Raw genomic sequence first — 16,611 nt, 5'->3', positions numbered from 1 at the left:
CACCTGTTTTAATAGAGAGCTCTTTACTCTTCAAAAGGTTTCGGACTAAATTTACTCTCGTAGTCAGGTCCAAGTGTTTCTTCAGATTTTTTCAACCAATCCACCTGCATGGTGAGTTGCCCAACTTTTTTTGCGTATTCAGCTTTTTCCCTGCGTTCTGAAGCCAGCTTCTCTTTCAGGTTCTCTTCCCGTGTATCGTCAAAGACAACGGAAGCTTTATCAAGGAATTCCTTCTTCCAATTACGGAGAAGATTTGGCTGAATGTTATTTTCAGCAGCAATTGTATTTAAGTCTTTTTCTCCCCTGAGCAGTTCAATAACAATCTCAGATTTGAATTTTGCGGAGAAATTTCTTCTTGTTCGTGACATAATAATAATCCTTCTTTCTGTATTGGTTACAACATATCAGATTCATTATAAAATGTCTCGGAAAGTGTCTTAAATTACTATACCATTATACCAGGTGGAAGGAACGGATAAAGAAAAATTAAGATTTAAAAACATCTCATGTTACAGTTTATCCCACCGCGCTGATTCATTTAAAAACATCTCATGTTACAGTTTATCGAAATAAATACAGACACATGGATGTTATGGAGTATTATTTAAAAACATCTCATGTTACAGTTTATCTGTCCAAGTCCTCAATCATGCCGTAGATTGTTGGATATTTAAAAACATCTCATGTTACAGTTTATCGACCAAGAGCTATTAAAGGAATACTCCCCAGAAAATTTAAAAACATCTCATGTTACAGTTTATCCTCTATTTCATCTGCTCTTAATGTTCTAAATTTCAATTTAAAAACATCTCATGTTACAGTTTATCCCTCTTCTATTAAAATAATTTGTTAATCTCTTCCTCATTTAAAAACATCTCATGTTACAGTTTATCGTCGAGGCAGTCGCAGAAATCCTCCGCAATGCCGGATATTTAAAAACATCTCATGTTACAGTTTATCAATTTGTTGTAATTGACACCGGAAACGTACAGGAATTTAAAAACATCTCATGTTACAGTTTATCTTGATGGAACTGATTCTTACGGCTCCGTTTTCCAATTTAAAAACATCTCATGTTACAGTTTATCGACAACACTACCTGTAATCCAGTCCGCTTCGCCATATTTAAAAACATCTCATGTTACAGTTTATCATAATTCTATTTTTCTACAACCTACATATTCGAAATTTAAAAACATCTCATGTTACAGTTTATCATGCAGAGCAGAAGCAGCAGTATGAGATGGATAAGTATTTAAAAACATCTCATGTTACAGTTTATCGAAACAGAAGCAGAGAAACTGTTAAGAGAATCCATATTTAAAAACATCTCATGTTACAGTTTATCGAATCCGCAGGAAATTAAAAGCGCAGGAAAGTGGAAATTTAAAAACATCTCATGTTACAGTTTATCTAAATAGCAAGTACCTATGAACAGCGAAAACCCGTAATTTAAAAACATCTCATGTTACAGTTTATCTGTAAGGGTTGGGAAAATGCTAGAGGTTGTCGCATATTTAAAAACATCTCATGTTACAGTTTATCTATGCAGGGCGAGATTGATAAGCTTAATCAGCAGTATTTAAAAACATCTCATGTTACAGTTTATCGAATCCGCAGAATACCAAGCGGATTGAAGTGTTGAAATTTAAAAACATCTCATGTTACAGTTTATCGGTGTGTTGTGTTGGATGTGGATTGAAGAAGCATAATTTAAAAACATCTCATGTTACAGTTTATCAGAGGAAAGAAGAGCTAAACAGAGGGCTTTAATTATTTAAAAACATCTCATGTTACAGTTTATCTGCATCCGATGCAGCTGCCTTTTGGGATAAATCCCTATTTAAAAACATCTCATGTTACAGTTTATCGCTTTATCTGTCACCGACTAAAAATCCTTCTATTCATTTAAAAACATCTCATGTTACAGTTTATCCCTCGTATTTATGCCCTTTTTTCTTTCATATTTAATTTTTTCGTTGATTTTAAGCCATTTTCACTTTTTTTACCAGGTGTTTTTCACTTCTGCTACTTTATCTTAATATCTCATAAATCTCTGCATTTTACAAGGCTTTTTCTATATTATACTTTTTTAAGCCTGGTAAATTTTTCTTCCTCATATACGTATATTTCTAATTTTATATAATCAGGTCCTCCCCTGTAGCATGACCTCCACACCCTAAAACTTCCTCTCCAAACACACTATTATTTAATAATTTTATGATACATATAAAATCTTCATTTTTATCAATCACTCCATTTAACTCTTTTCGCAATTGTATAAATTTTGACGGTGTCATTTCTCCTCGAAATACAGATTTCTGAAAATGAGAAAGATATTTTTTGCAAATCTTAAATACTTTCTGTACTCTTTTTTCTCCCACATCATAAAATAAAAATGCATAATTATAATTTAATTGTTTTTTCATCACATACCTTCTTTCAAAGAAAATGGAACAAACTCATTCCCTTCCAAAATATTTTTTATCAATTTGTAACAATCTAATTTAATTGCTGTGCGATATGAAACTTTACGTTTTAATCTCGGATGTTGGAAAACATTTTCCAAACGTGCTTCAAATGCTTCAATAAATATTTTTCTTCCTTCTTCATTTAAAATGCAATAATTTACACTTTTCTCAAAATGTTTTTCCACTTGTAATTTCCGGTTATTAACCAAATCAAAAATTGTTCTAAATACTATTACAGGCTTAAATACTTCACTAATATCTAAACTCAATGAAAATCGTCCTTCTGACGGTTCATGTAAAAAACTAATTCTTTGATCCAAATGTGTTTGATAAATCGCTGAAATTGTTTTTGTATATAAAAGTGTATTTCCAAAAGAAACCAGTGCATTTATTGGATTATCTGGGGGACGTTTGACTCGTTTATTCATCACGAAATCTTTAGGAAGAAAATATTTAAAATCATTGTAAAAACGAATCCAAACTTCTCCCTCGCATGCCAATAATCGCTTAATATCCTGAGCCTGATCAACTTGTGTAAAAAACACCTTCCTAATCCAATCAATAGTTTCCTTCACCTCTTTTTTATCATGCTTGTAATAATGATATAGAATTTCATAAATATTAACTCCTATTCCTTTTACAATTGCACGAGCTATATCCATTCGTTGTTCCTCATACTTCAATGCTTGTTTGACAATTAATTTCCCACTCAAATAATGATCTCTCGGATAATACGTCCCACTATATCCTCCATAATAGTTAAAAAAATGAATAATAATATGATTTTGAGATAAAAAATCCAATAGTTTTGTATTTATACTGACTTCATTAAAACAATATATTTCTTTTGTATTCTCAACTGGAATATACACATTCCGTCCGTCTTTGCGAAAACATAATGAATTGTCTTTTCTTGTCAGTTCTCCCATTGACATAATGTATCTGGTAGTTCCCATAACATCTCCTCCTAAACATAACAATATTCATAATATGCACACTTCTTACAAGTAGCTTTGTGAATACACTCTGGCGGCTCCTCTTCTTCCAGTAACTGTTCTATTTGAGTTATATAAAAATCTAATTTTTCTTCTAATTCTTTTGTCAATTCCAGAATAAAAATTTTTTTATCTTTTTTATTCTTTTCCACAAACTCCAATCGCCCTTTTCGAACAATTCCCTTAGACTTCAAAACACTTAAATAATACAATAGCTGCCATTTTGCAGCTTCCACATCGGCATCAGACTTTTTTATTTCTGTCAAATATTCTTTTGTCAATTTATCCAATCGAATATTTTCTATAGCAATCTCTGTATTTTTTGAATCTTCTGCACGTTCTTGATGAATTGCTTTTCCTATCTTTACTTGTTCACTATTATCTTCCAAATTCAGTCTATTGCCATGTAGATAACATTGTCTTTTGCAATGAAAATAATAATTAATTAATGTCCCATTCACTCTCATAAAAATACCACCTTCATCAGAGAAATAAATCTGTCTCATTTTCCAATATTTTTCTGTTCAAAACACCATTTTCATCAAAATATTTTTCTCCATTTTCAATATAATAAATATCCCCAATCTGTTCATCTTCCTGGAACTTTGTTTTTTCACTGAATTGATAAATAAACTCATTCATTTTGCTTCTAAGATTTCTTAATTTTACAATTTTTTCACTATATTCTATTGTTTCATTTTCAAGGAGATCTTTATATTCCTCCCAAATTTTCCGTCCATCAATGATTTCTTTATCTTCTCCCATTACCTCCCTTCCTAAATATACAGAAATCATATGTCGATCATCCTCAATCAATTTCATTCTATTATCTATCTCAGGGAATTTCAGCTTTTGGACACTTTCTCTAAAAAAGTATTTTACATTCTCTTCATTTATGCCGCTTCCGCTTTCTTTCACTGCCGGAAGAATATTTTCTTCATAAAACTTTGGAAAATTTTTTGTTGTTAAAATTTCTCTCATTGCAGTTGTCTTCAGCGAAAATCTATCTTCTCCCCTAACATCACCCTCATAGATTTTCCCCGCATCATCCATATCAAAAAAATATACAGTTCCTCTTCGTTTTGCAGAACGATTTATTCTTCCCATAAACTGTTCTTCACTATCTAGCCTTGATATATCTTTGTATCCAATATCCATATCGATATCAACACCTGCCTCTATCACCTGAGTTGCAATCAAAATCACAGATTCCAATTCTTGTATTTTTTCTATGATTCTTTTTCTTTCCTGGATACTACTGTCCCCTGTCATCACCAATACCGGATAGTCCGTTTGTTCCTTCATTCTTTCATAAAACTCTTCTGCACTTTTTTTCTTAATAAACTCTACCAGCACTTTTTGATTATTTGTAATATTTGTGCAAATATGTTCCTCCAATTTCTCTAATGTCATTTTCTGATCTAGTAATCCATAATCTGCAACAACTCGTTTTGCAAATTTCGGATGATGAAAATATTTTTCTCTATCTTTTATCAAATGAACAGCCTTCATCTGATTATCCGTAAGTATCTCTAAATTAGGTAATGTTGCCGACATAATAATTATCTTAACATGCAGTAGCTTTGCAAATGCTTTTAAAAAAGTAACAATCTCTTCCCAACGTGAGTTTTTGTAGCTTTGAATTTCATCAAGAACAATAATAGAATTACATAACTGGTAAAACCCAAATACGTCTTCTTTATAATGTCCGAACAATGTACGAAATAGCATAACATGTGTGGATAGTACGATTGGATAATTTAAAAATTGCCTATCTAACAAAATAGTTTGATATTTTTTCCCCTTGTCTTTTCCACCCCAGTCATCTTCATCCGCACGCTCTTTCAAAGGTACCAGCGAATTAACCACCGCTACCTGTGACATTACCTCTTTATTTTCTCCAAATATTCTGCTGATAGTTTCCATATTTTGTTCTACAAGTGTATTAAATGGATAAATATAAAATATTTTTTGGATATTCTTATCTTGTTTCATAAGTTCAAAACTTAAATTCATTGCAGTATTACTTTTTCCACTTCCAGTCGGAGCTTCTAAATAAAAAATAGAGTCATTTATATTTCTTTTCAATTCATTTTCTGCATCTAAAAACATTTCTGTCCGCAGAATATTGATATCCTGCTCTTGTTTCAGTTCTAATTGTTCTTTTGGGTAATGTTCCTGCTGATAATTACGAATACTCTTCTGAACAAAGCTATTTTCATAAATATCTATAATTTTCTCACATTTCTCAAGCTCGCCAAAATTTTTAATCTCTACCCCTTTCATATATTCTGATGTTGCATAATAATCGGATGCAACAAGCATAGAATATAACAATCTTGTGAACCCATACAAATAGACTAGTTTCTCTGTTTTCTCCTGACCATTTCTCCCTAACATATTTTTCCAACTTTTTCTTAGTTTGGAATTTTTTTCTTCTCCCCATTCCCTTTTCCAACATTCTATCCATTCCTTAGCTCTGATTCCCAAATCATCTCCCTCTCCATTCCTTCCAGTTAAGGAATTCAAATAAGCTTCTAAGTTCACTAATTTCCCATGATGTCTAGAAATGATATAGGAATATATATAAGCAAAATCTTTCAACAACTCCTTCTCCGTTTTATCATCTAATTTATTAATTTCACTTAAAAAATACTCCAAATAAAATATAGCCGAAAGAATAGAATGCTTACTTCCAATATTACTGTCCGGCACTAAATTTAAACAAAACTTGTGATGCATTTTATCTTTTTGAAATTTAGGGTTCACTTTTCCAAAATCATGAAATGTAACAATATTAACTACCATTTTCTCAAATATTCTTTTTGCGTCGCCACTAATTTCATCAAAGTATTCCTTCTCAAACTCTTTTATGAGCAAATCCACATGTTTTTTTCTAAAAATTCTAATCCAATATTTTTGGCATAGTTCTGTGTGTGAAGAAAGCGTCTCTTTTTCTTCTCCATTTTCAGAAATATGTGCATAACACTGCTCACTACACTTCATGAGTTCTTTTATCGATAACATCATTTTTTCCATTTTCCACCTCGTATCTACACAAAAGGCTCTACAAATTTGCAGAGCCTTATTTTCTAGTAAAATACCAATATTCTCATTTTATCTTTATACAAACCTGCTTCTTTCACACAAACTGGAATGTTCGTATAGCAAAATGTATCGTACTCGTACAGGTTTGTATAACCATTTAATCTAACCGGAAGTTTTTCTTCATACTTAAATTCTTCAATCTCATCTTCATCATCCAACGAATCAATTTCACCTATCCGTTTTGGAAACATGCTAAAAATTTCTGATCTCTTAGCATCAATTGTTTCCAATTTCACTATTTTTACGTCACTGATATCTGCTGGGTGATCATTTTTCCCCAGATATGGCATATAAACACATTTATATTGTTCTAACTGATAGGAAATTTTTTCAGCCTCTTCACAATCTAGTAATATATAAATATCCCACACTGGATTTTCTAGCCACTGCTCTTTTATGATTAGATTTCCCCCTTGTTCTTCACATGCATATCCAACGGAATTATTAAAAACCTGAACCTTCTTGGGAATATACCCTCGTTCATTTCTTGGTACGATAGAAACTTTTAATCCTGCTAATTTTTCATAAAATTCCGGATATTCCTCAATTAGATCCATTCCTTTTTTTCTCACAGTCCATTTTTTTTGTGCATACCCATTATAACCTGCAATTGCCCCAAGCATGCCAAGTAAAGCCACTTTATGAATTTGACCATATGTAAAATAGTAGTAAGTATTCACTTCTGGTTTTTTAAAAAATGCGCTTTTTCCACTTAAAGTAAATCTCACAGCTTTCATAAGTTACACCTCGTTTTGTGTAATAATATTGTAGACCACTGCCCTTTCCAATCCGCACACTAACTCTGTTGTATATGGGTTATAATAAACATCTACTTTCTTCACTCTGTCTTGCAACTTATTTAAAATTTCTGTACATGTTCTCATATCAATAATGTTCTTTTGTTCCCCTTTCTCAAACACGATATATTCGGATAGATTTGGCAAATATAAATCCGGCTCCGTTTCCACAAAAAGCGCAAATTCATTCTCACACCCTTCTTTTGCATTTGTCTCAAAAGAAGTGGCGGCAACTAATGCTGTCCGTTTAAAATTGGCATAGTCTTCTTTCGTATACCCCTCTGTCACACCAAGTTTTATCAATTCTTTGTAAGCCATTGGATTAATTACAAATGGATAAAAGTAATGCGCCTCATTACTTGTAATTTTTGTCCCCAATGTAGAATTTCTTGCCTCCTCATTCTTAGCATCCTTGCTTCCATCTCTGAAAGGAGACAAAATCTGTTGCTCCTCTGCAGTTGTATCTTTATATTTATTAAATCCCTGCCCAAACTGAACAGCACCTGTAATTGAAAAATTATTCTTTGCCTCTGCAAATGTTGCTCCAAAATTTTTCACGTCTACTGCAGACATCAAATTTGTCAACACTTCCTTTGAATCCTTACTCTTTCCTAGATCTTCCACATGAAAAATTTCTTCATAGCGTTCTTTCAGAGATTTAGGAACGAGCGCCCCATCCTTTTCTGAAAACTTCATAGACTTAATATATAATACTTTTTTTCCCTCATTATCCCACATTTTTTTCATAGGGTATTTAAGTGCTTTGTCACTTCCATATACCGTTCCATCAGACATACTTTTAGGATAACCGGTAAAATCTGCATTCCAATTTGCCATGATTGATGAAATCCCCAATACACCGTACACTCTGTTTTCCATATTATATTTCCTCCTTTGCTTCCTTCGTGGATTCATAGATTAAATTATTTCCGATATATCCCCCCAGCAAATATTCCTGATCTATTTTCTTTTCTAATATGTAGGCATCTACCATCGCATACATCCTATTGAACCTCTGTCTGGCAAAATTTATCTGATAATTATATTTCATAAAATACTGCCTCAACCTTCTTCTGATCACTTCATTCTCTGTTGCTACGAGAAACGGATTTGCCAATGAATGATTCTTTTCCTTTGACTTACTTAAAGAAATAAAATAATATACAAGTTGACCGACTGCATAAAAATATTCTTCATCCGTTTCTATTTCACATTCTCCTGACCCATTGATCTTTTCTTTCAAATTCTTCCTAATCTCCGTGTATCTTTCTGACATATCACACCCTCCTTCAAAATATTTCTGTAATGAACACATCAGATTAAATTGCTGCCCCATTTTTGTTGTGTATCCATTCTGAACTGAATTTTTAATCATATTCATACAAACACTATGAAGGATCCGATCCATGTTCACTTCCAATCCTTTATAAAGCCATGCAAAAATAGCTTCCCGTGACCAAACAAGATTTCTTTTCACTTCACCCTCTACAGACAATTTTTCCTCTGGAGTAAAATAATTTCTCACTAGCCAAGATGAAAATAAAACTTCATCAATAACACCTTGCAACTCTTTCTTGTTTCGGTAATCTCGATACCGTTCTTCTTTATCCTCCAATCCTAGAACATTTTGATAACGGAATGGTTTCATTAGGTAATACTTATAATCAACTATAGTATCCTGATGGTGAATTTCTACTTCTTTACCTTTTTGTATTTGAATAAAATATCCTTTAAAATCACTCTGAATCATTTCCCCCTTCTTTTTTGCAATTACCTTCTTTTCCACGGTATCAAAATATAAATCTGTTTCCCCTAAATTTGCCTTATTCATAAGATAATCAAAAAATTTTCTCTGCAATGCAGCCTCTTCCGGTGTAATCAGATAAGAAACTGCGAGTTTGCGAGTTTTATTTTCCATATAGGGCTTCTTTGCATTCAAACCCAAATTATCATTTGGAAGTCCCCAAATTTCATTTTTAATCTCCAAATTATAATCATTCTTGTTGAAAATTTTGGTCATTACATATCTCTGTTCTTCTGTAATATAAATTTTTTCATCATCCTCAAAAAAAATTTTTAAATAATTTTTACCACTTAGCGAAACATTCCATTTTCCCAACTGAAAAATATTTTCCTTGATCCATACCCTGTTTCTTTCCAGTTTACTTTGATCCACGTCCCCTATCTGTTTCACAATGTAATCATACATCTTACGATCCTGCGGTTTTTTATATTTTTCTCTCGGATTTCTCAGTACATCAAAATATCGATCAATTGCCGCTTCATCCAGTTTTCCATTTTCTAAACTCTCTTGTTTCACCCAAAACGACAAATAATTGTTAGAATGAATCACTTTCTTGGGATCCTGTGGTTTATCCATACTCACAAGACGGCTGTGATAATCATAGAAACAAATTTTCTTTCGCGCTTCTCTGTCCTCTGGATTTTGTTCCACAATTCTTTTTTTCTTATCCATCTTAATCGTATAACTTCTTACCTGTCCATAAGAATCTACCAACACATAGGTCCCATCTGCTGGAACATACGTATCTAGGACAAGGCGATCACCATCTCCCGTTTCTTTCTCTGCCCTTCTTAATTCTTCTGAAAATATTTCCAAACAATCCTTTAACACCTATTCACCCCCATTTACACCCAACGGTAATTACAGTAGCCGTATCCACGAGAATTCATCTCACAAAGTCCTGTCCCTAATAAAAAATAAGCCATTTCCTGCGCCTGCACATCATCTGCTATTTTTAAACTTATTTTATCTCCTAAAAGCCGAATTCCTTTATACTCATTTGCAATCGGTTTTCTATTCAAAAATATGATATTGGTATATAACTGAAAATTCTCCTCTATACGCTCTCCCATATACTGATCATATTTTTTCACTGCATTTTCGAATAGCCGACGTTCAAATCCTCCAATAGATATCTGCTTCTTCCAATACCCATCAAATTTTTGTATAACCGGTGTCAGAGAATAAATTTCACTGATAATTTTTTTCGGTAATATACGATTCTCTACAGTCAAGCCTTTTATAACATCTGTATAATGATTTCTTAATATATTTGATAAATACCGAGCCAAGTCTACATTTACCGTCCTCAATGTAATCGTATAAATATTTCCCTTCTTATACACCCCTTCTTTTTCGATTGGATACAAGCCCGCAAAACAATAATTTTTATATTGATTTACTTCATGGTATTCTAGCCATCTTTGATCCTGCGCAAGAGCAGAGTCTATAAACTCTGCTTCTGTCGCTAAAATTTCTTGTAATGGAATATCCCTTAAAATATATACTTTAATCCTTATCTCATATACTTTTATGTTATTTTTTTCCATATTATCACATCCTGTTTTAATTTAAATACTCATATTGAATTTGATACCTATATATTATATCATTTCCTATATTTTTTCAATATATTCATTTGCATTTTTAGATAAATCTAACAAAAAATCAAAAATGATTATTTTTTCTATTTAGCAACAAAAGAATTTATATCTTAATAGAAATTTACCATCTTTTATTGTAATTTAAAAATCTAGTATGTATAATCTTTCTATAAACCTTTAACACTTGTTGTTTTGAAACATATGCGTATTAAAATATGTGTTCAAAGATTAAACCCTAACATAAGATGTATTTTCAAATTTCACTTTCCCCTCTCCCGTATCAACAAACATATTTTTCTACTTTTTCTACTTTTTTTCAAAAAATCTCTTGCAATTTCTCTCATCTTGTCCTATAATACAGAAAAATATTTCAAATTCATTTGATAGGAACAAGTAGTCTTCAGCGGATTTTTCAGAGAGGTAACGGGTGGTGCGAGTTGCCAATGAACCTGACAGATGAAATCATCCTTGAGAAGCAAACTGAAACAAAGTAGGAGCGCCGGAGTAAAGCCACGTTACAGGTGAGACGCATTAGATGATGCGGATATGAGCTGAGATTTTCTCAGGAATTAAGGTGGTACCACGGTCTTCAATCGTCCTTTCTAGGGCGATTTTTTTTATTTTAAGGAGGTTATCTATGAAACTACAAAAGAAACAAATTTTACTCGTCAGCTTTATGTTGTTTTCCCTTTTCTTTGGTGCAGGGAACCTGATTTTCCCTCCATTTTTGGGACAAAACGCTGGAGACAAAACTCCATTTGCAATTGCAACCTTCCTGATTACAGCAGTGGCATTGCCTGTCCTGGGTGTTGTTGTTGTTGCGAAATTTGATGGACTAGAGCAGCTCGCAAAAAAGGTTAATCCTAAATTTGCCATTTTCTTTACTATTTTGATTTACCTGTCTATCGGACCTGGCCTTGGAATTCCTCGTGCGGCTTCTCTCCCGTTTGAGATGGCAGTTGCACCATACCTTCCGGAAAATGCGAATTTGACTGTATTTATGTTTCTCTTTTCCTTAGTCTTTTTCCTGACTGCCAGCTGGCTTGCATTAGCTCCAAATAAACTGGTAGAACGAATCGGAAAATTTTTGACACCATCACTGCTACTTTTACTGTTTTTTGTATTTGTCAATTTCCTATTCCGAGGCACCGTGAAAGTCAATCCTGCTCAAGTAAGTTATAGCAGCAATCCACTTGTCAAAGGATTTTTAGAAGGATATCTTACAATGGATACCATTGCAGCCTTAAATTTTGGACTTGTAATTGCAACTACAATCAGAAGTTTAGGGGTGAAAGAGAAAAAAGGTGTGATGAAATACACTGTCATGACCGGAATCTTTGCCGGAACAATTCTTGCATGTGTGTACTTATCTCTGGCATATATGGGAATGAGTTCCTCAGGTGTCTTCCCAATCCAGGAAAATGGTGCATGGACACTCCGCTGCATTGTTCACCAACTGTTTGGTGATACCGGCGCAGTTTTACTGGCAGCAATCTTCACATTAGCATGCTTGACAACCTGTGTTGGACTGATTACTTCCATCTCACAATATTTTTCGACATTGACTACAAAATTATCTTATCGTCAATGGGTATTATTGATTGCGGGATTTTCTTTTATCATCTGTAATCAGGGATTAAATATGATTTTAAGCATTTCCGTTCCGGTGTTGGATGCTATCTATCCAGTCTCCATCACTCTGATTTTACTTGGATTATGTCATCGCTGGATAAAAAATATCACTTATATCTATCCATGCACCATCGGTGCAGTAAGTATCCTCAGCGTTGCATATGCACTTGAAAATCTTGGAGTTTCCTTTGGATTTGCCGGCAAATTGCTCCATGCACTTCCACTGTACTCTCTGGGTCTTGGATGGGTTCTTGTAGCACTTGTAGTTACAGGTCTTTGCGCACTGTTCTATCAGCTCAAGACAGCTAGACTTTCTCGTTGCAATATGGAAACATCTGCGGAACCTTTCAACTACACAGAATAGTAAAATGAGGAGCGCTTTGACTTGCGCTCCTCATTCATTTCTTCATAAACATCAATTTAAAAATAAAACAGTTCTTCAAACTTTTTTTCTAAAGCAATACACAGAAGTAATGCCAGTTTCGCAGTAGGATTGAACTGACCTGTCTCAATAGAACTAATCGTATTTCGCGACACTCCAACTAACTCTGCAAGCTCCATCTGAGATAGTTTTCTCTCAGCTCTAGCATTCTTTAAGTTGTTTTTCAATATCAATTCGCCATCCATATTAATGCCTCCAAATAGCCAGATACAAATTGATAATCGTTGTCATTCCCCAACATATAGCCAAAAACAAATCCTTTTTTTTCTTCTCCATTTTATATTTGTATATATAAAATCCAGCCAGTGTTGTCTCATACATTGCAAGAATATCATACATCGGCTCTCCTCTAAAAGCTTTCAGTATCACGAGAAAAGCAAATACAATCGCTGAAGCGACCATCCCATAATTGTACCCTTTCATTTGTATAAATACTTCCCTCTCATCATAATGTTCACTTTCTTTCTGTGCCATTTTCAAAATCTCATCTCGTTCCATCTCAGCACCTCCATATTAAATTGACAAGTTTTGTTGTCATAATTATATCTCCGCCAAGTTTTCTTGTCAATCCTATTTTCCAAGTTTTCTGTGCATAGAGAATCCTTTTCTGTTTTGAAATAGGCATGTTTTTCTTCTATCAAATCAATTGCCTCTTCCAAAAGTTCAGAAACTATTTTTATTGTAGTTTCCGGAACCTCAAAAACATTACTCCTTTCCATTGTCAGCAAAACACATTATTTGTGCAAAATACATTAATATATTTTCTAATTTGATTGACTTTTGTTCAAAACGCTTGCAATTATTCTGTTAAAGAGTTATCATATGTATTAATAAGGTATTCATATAATATATCAAAAAAAGGAGTGAATTACATGAAAACCTTAATCAGTGCGGAAAATACTTGGGGGTTATTCGCGATTTTGGTAGCGGTTGCTGCATTAGCAATCTATTTGGAGCAAAAATACCAATGGGCTTCAAAAATCACGGGATGCGTGCTGGCACTTATTGGATGTCTTATTTTATCAAACTTAAGAATTATTCCAACAGAAGCAGCAGCATACGACTTCGTTTGGGACTACGTTGTTCCACTTGCAATTCCAATGCTACTTTTGCAAGCTAACGTTAAGAAAATTTCAAAGGACTCTGGACGTCTGATCATTATATATCTGATCAGCGGAATCGGAACAGTAGCCGGAGGATTTCTTGCATTCTTTGCGTTAAAGAACTTTATTCCTGAACTCAACAAGGCAACTGCCATGATGGTCGGAACATATACTGGTGGAAGCGTAAACCTTGTTGCTATGGCAGATGCATTTGATGCAGGTAGCGAATTAGTATCTACATCCGTTGTCGCTGACAACTTGCTAATGGCACTTTACTTTTTCGCTTTAATCGCAATCCCAACAGTAAGCTTCTTTAGAAAACATTTTAGGCATCCACTTCAGGATGAAATTGACAAACGTACTGCAAATGGCGAAAGTCAGAATCACGCACAAAGCTATTGGACAGCGAAACCGGTCGCTCTCAAAGATATTGCATTTACCTTTGCACTCTCTTTTGTGATTGTTGCTGTTTCTACTGAGATTGCTGCGTTCTTTGGACGAATCATCCCAACATCTAATTTTGTATTAGCTCTGTTAAATGGATTGATCGGTAACAAATATCTTATCATGACAACGCTTACAATGATTTTAGCTACTGCATTCCCAACACAGGTTGGTGAAATCGCAGGTGCTCAAGAAATCGGTACATTTATGATCCACATTTTCTTTGGTGTCATCGGTGCTCCAGCTTCTATCTACCTGATTCTTACAAAGGCACCATTGCTTCTTGTATTCTGTGCGATCATCGTTGCAACAAACATGTTGATTTCTTTCCTCTTTGGAAAACTTTTCAAGTTCAATCTGGAAGAAATCTGTATTGCATCCAATGCAAACATTGGAGGACCAACAACTGCTGCTGCTCTTGCGATTGCAAAGGGATGGAACGCCTTAATCGTCCCAGCACTCCTTGTTGGTACATTAGGATATGTAATCGGTAACTACTACGGAATCTTTGTAGGAACGTTACTTCGATAATCTACACTAAGGTAGCACATAAATTCCCACGCTGAATTGCCGGTGTGGGAATTTTTTAAAAAACATCATAAATGACAGGAGGATTTTTTAAATATGTCAGTTTTAAAAGGATTTGAACCAGCAAACGTATTAAGCTATTTTGAGGAGCTCTGCAAAATTCCTCATGGATCAGGAAATACAAAAGCAATTAGTGATTATTGTGTACAATTTGCCAAAGATCACAATCTTCGCTATGTACAAGATGAATATAATGATGTCATCATCTACAAAGATGGTACAGAAGGATTTGAAAACTCAGCGCCAGTAATCATACAGGGACATTTAGATATGGTCTGTGAAAAAACTTTGGATTCCACTCATGATTTCATGAAAGATCCTTTAGACTTGAAAGTAGAAAATGGTTACTTATATGCACAGAATACGAGTCTTGGCGGAGATGATGGAATTGCAATTGCTTACGCACTTGCAGTTCTTGCCAGTGACACTATTGCTCACCCACCAATCGAGGCCGTCTTTACTGTAGATGAAGAAACTTCTATGTTAGGCGCCGAAAAATTAGACATGACTCTCTTGAAAGGACGTCGTCTTCTTAATATCGACTCCGAAGAAGAAGGTGTTTTGACATGTGGGTGCGCAGGCGGTCTCCGTCAACATGTTACATTTGATTTCCAGAAAGTAGAAAAAGAAGGTACTGAAATCGAACTTTGGATCAAAGGATTGTTGGGCGGCCACTCTGGTTCTGATATCCACAAACAAAGAGGAAATGCAGTAAAACTTTCTTCCCGTATGTATATCCATTTATCAAAAACATTTGCTATGGATTTGATTTCTATTGATGGTGGTGAAAAAGATAATGTCATCACTTATAGTGCTAAAATGAAAGTATTGGTAGACAGCGCTCAGGCGGAAGAATTTATCACAGCTGTCAGAAAAGAAGAAGCCATTTGGAAAAAAGAATTCAGCAATGACGAAACCGGTCTGAACATCGAGATTACAAATGCAGGTCAAAAGAACATTGCAGTGATTGCTCCCGCAGATTCTTCCAGAATTATGAAATTTATCTATGCAGTACCCCAAGGACTAATCTGCTCCGATCGCAATCTTCCGGGACAATCTGAAACATCCTTGAATCTTGGCGTTACAGTTACCAGAGAAGATTCTGTATTCATGCAATTCCTTCTTAGAAGTTCTATCGAAACAAAGAAACAATCCCTTTGCGAAAGAGTTGGTGCATTGGTAGAACTTGCTGGCGGTCGCTACATCATTGACAGCGAATATCCAGCATGGGGATACGATCCAAACTCTAAGTTACGCCCTCTTATGCGTGATGTTTATGTAAAAATGTTCGAAGAAGAACCTAGAGTGGAGGCTGTTCATACCGGTTTGGAATGTGGCATCTTCGGCGGTCACTGTGAAGGTCTTGACTCTGTCTCCTTTGGTCCAAACATCCTGGATATTCATTCCATCAATGAAAAATTAGACCTTGCCTCTGTAGAACGCATGTGGAGATTTTTGCTGGAAGTTTTAAAAGCTTGTAAATAATATTCTTTTCTAAGATTTGAAAGTATTGTCATTTGATTGTCAACGAACATAGAAAAAGCCAAGAAAGCCCGTAAAATAGGCATTTCTTGGCTCATATATTCAAACTTGTAAACTTCTCTTTGCTTGGTAGTGCTTATC

At 34.3% G+C, this 16,611-nt stretch carries 14 protein-coding genes, 1 CRISPR repeat array and 1 other annotated feature; of the genes, 3 read left to right on the top strand and 11 right to left on the bottom strand.

The genetic code is table 11. The features are described from left to right. Positions 1-23 precede the first annotated feature (23 nt). The 9 genes from ACESPO_RS05165 to ACESPO_RS05125 all read right to left on the bottom strand — a co-directional run bounded on the left by ACESPO_RS05165 (position 24) and on the right by ACESPO_RS05125 (position 10,725). Positions 24-368, bottom strand: a complete 345-nt coding sequence (locus ACESPO_RS05165) for a transposase (RefSeq protein ID WP_320618861.1) — start codon at positions 366-368, stop codon at positions 24-26. Between the two features lie 167 nt (positions 369-535). Continuing rightward, a CRISPR array of direct repeats spans positions 536-1,936; the repeat unit is 30 nt; unit sequence ATTTAAAAACATCTCATGTTACAGTTTATC. A gap of 202 nt (positions 1,937-2,138) precedes the next feature. Then, positions 2,139-2,429, bottom strand: a complete 291-nt coding sequence (gene cas2 / locus ACESPO_RS05160; protein WP_320618862.1) for a CRISPR-associated endonuclease Cas2 — start codon at positions 2,427-2,429, stop codon at positions 2,139-2,141. After that, on the bottom strand, positions 2,429-3,427 hold the full coding sequence (gene cas1b, locus ACESPO_RS05155) for a type I-B CRISPR-associated endonuclease Cas1b (RefSeq protein WP_270196303.1): 999 nt from the start codon (positions 3,425-3,427) through the stop codon (positions 2,429-2,431). The genes cas2 and cas1b overlap by 1 nt, the downstream gene beginning before the upstream one ends. Positions 3,428-3,438: 11 nt before the next feature. Beyond that, positions 3,439-3,933 (bottom strand): CRISPR-associated protein Cas4, encoded by a 495-nt coding sequence (locus ACESPO_RS05150; protein WP_270196370.1) that lies wholly within the window; start codon positions 3,931-3,933, stop codon positions 3,439-3,441. A gap of 16 nt (positions 3,934-3,949) precedes the next feature. Continuing rightward, the gene (gene cas3 / locus ACESPO_RS05145) at positions 3,950-6,505 is read right to left on the bottom strand and encodes a CRISPR-associated helicase Cas3' (RefSeq protein WP_320618863.1); all 2,556 of its coding nucleotides are present in this window, start codon (positions 6,503-6,505) and stop codon (positions 3,950-3,952) included. A 53-nt stretch (positions 6,506-6,558) separates the two neighbouring features. Continuing rightward, positions 6,559-7,311, bottom strand: coding sequence for a type I-B CRISPR-associated protein Cas5b (gene cas5b / locus ACESPO_RS05140; RefSeq protein ID WP_320618864.1), 753 nt, complete (start codon positions 7,309-7,311; stop codon positions 6,559-6,561). A gap of 3 nt (positions 7,312-7,314) precedes the next feature. Beyond that, positions 7,315-8,250 carry a type I CRISPR-associated protein Cas7 gene (locus ACESPO_RS05135; protein WP_270196300.1) on the bottom strand — a complete coding sequence of 312 codons (936 nt, stop codon included), beginning with the start codon at positions 8,248-8,250 and terminating at the stop codon, positions 7,315-7,317. Position 8,251: 1 nt separating this feature from the next. Further along, a complete protein-coding gene (locus tag ACESPO_RS05130; protein WP_499788553.1) occupies positions 8,252-10,006 on the bottom strand; it encodes a CRISPR-associated protein in 1,755 nt (584 codons plus the stop codon). A 14-nt stretch (positions 10,007-10,020) separates the two neighbouring features. Further along, entirely contained in the window at positions 10,021-10,725 is a 705-nt protein-coding gene (locus tag ACESPO_RS05125) for a CRISPR-associated endoribonuclease Cas6 (protein ID WP_320618866.1), read from the bottom strand. Between the two features lie 424 nt (positions 10,726-11,149). Further along, positions 11,150-11,383 (top strand) — a binding site (T-box leader). A gap of 33 nt (positions 11,384-11,416) precedes the next feature. Between ACESPO_RS05125 and brnQ the strand changes: the two genes are divergently transcribed. Then, entirely contained in the window at positions 11,417-12,775 is a 1,359-nt protein-coding gene (gene brnQ / locus ACESPO_RS05120) for a branched-chain amino acid transport system II carrier protein (protein WP_009263167.1), read from the top strand. A gap of 56 nt (positions 12,776-12,831) precedes the next feature. Here brnQ and ACESPO_RS05115 read toward each other — a convergent pair whose 3' ends face one another. After that, a complete protein-coding gene (locus ACESPO_RS05115; RefSeq protein ID WP_008976794.1) occupies positions 12,832-13,038 on the bottom strand; it encodes a helix-turn-helix transcriptional regulator in 207 nt (68 codons plus the stop codon). Between the two features lies 1 nt (position 13,039). Next, entirely contained in the window at positions 13,040-13,351 is a 312-nt protein-coding gene (locus tag ACESPO_RS05110; protein WP_270458622.1) for a DUF6442 family protein, read from the bottom strand. 374 nt (positions 13,352-13,725) lie between these two features. On the opposite strand from ACESPO_RS05110, the gene ACESPO_RS05105 reads away from it, so the two are divergent. Further along, positions 13,726-14,931 (top strand): DUF819 family protein, encoded by a 1,206-nt coding sequence (locus ACESPO_RS05105; RefSeq protein ID WP_009263169.1) that lies wholly within the window; start codon positions 13,726-13,728, stop codon positions 14,929-14,931. 93 nt (positions 14,932-15,024) lie between these two features. After that, complete coding sequence (locus ACESPO_RS05100) at positions 15,025-16,473, top strand: aminoacyl-histidine dipeptidase (protein WP_320619497.1); 1,449 nt, start codon at positions 15,025-15,027, stop codon at positions 16,471-16,473. Positions 16,474-16,611: the final 138 nt, after the last annotated feature.

The organism is Coprococcus sp. HPP0074 (assembly GCF_964238105.1).
GTDB classification, from domain to species: domain Bacteria; phylum Bacillota; class Clostridia; order Lachnospirales; family Lachnospiraceae; genus Faecalimonas; species Faecalimonas umbilicata.
This window is presented reverse-complemented; position numbering and strand designations above follow the sequence as displayed.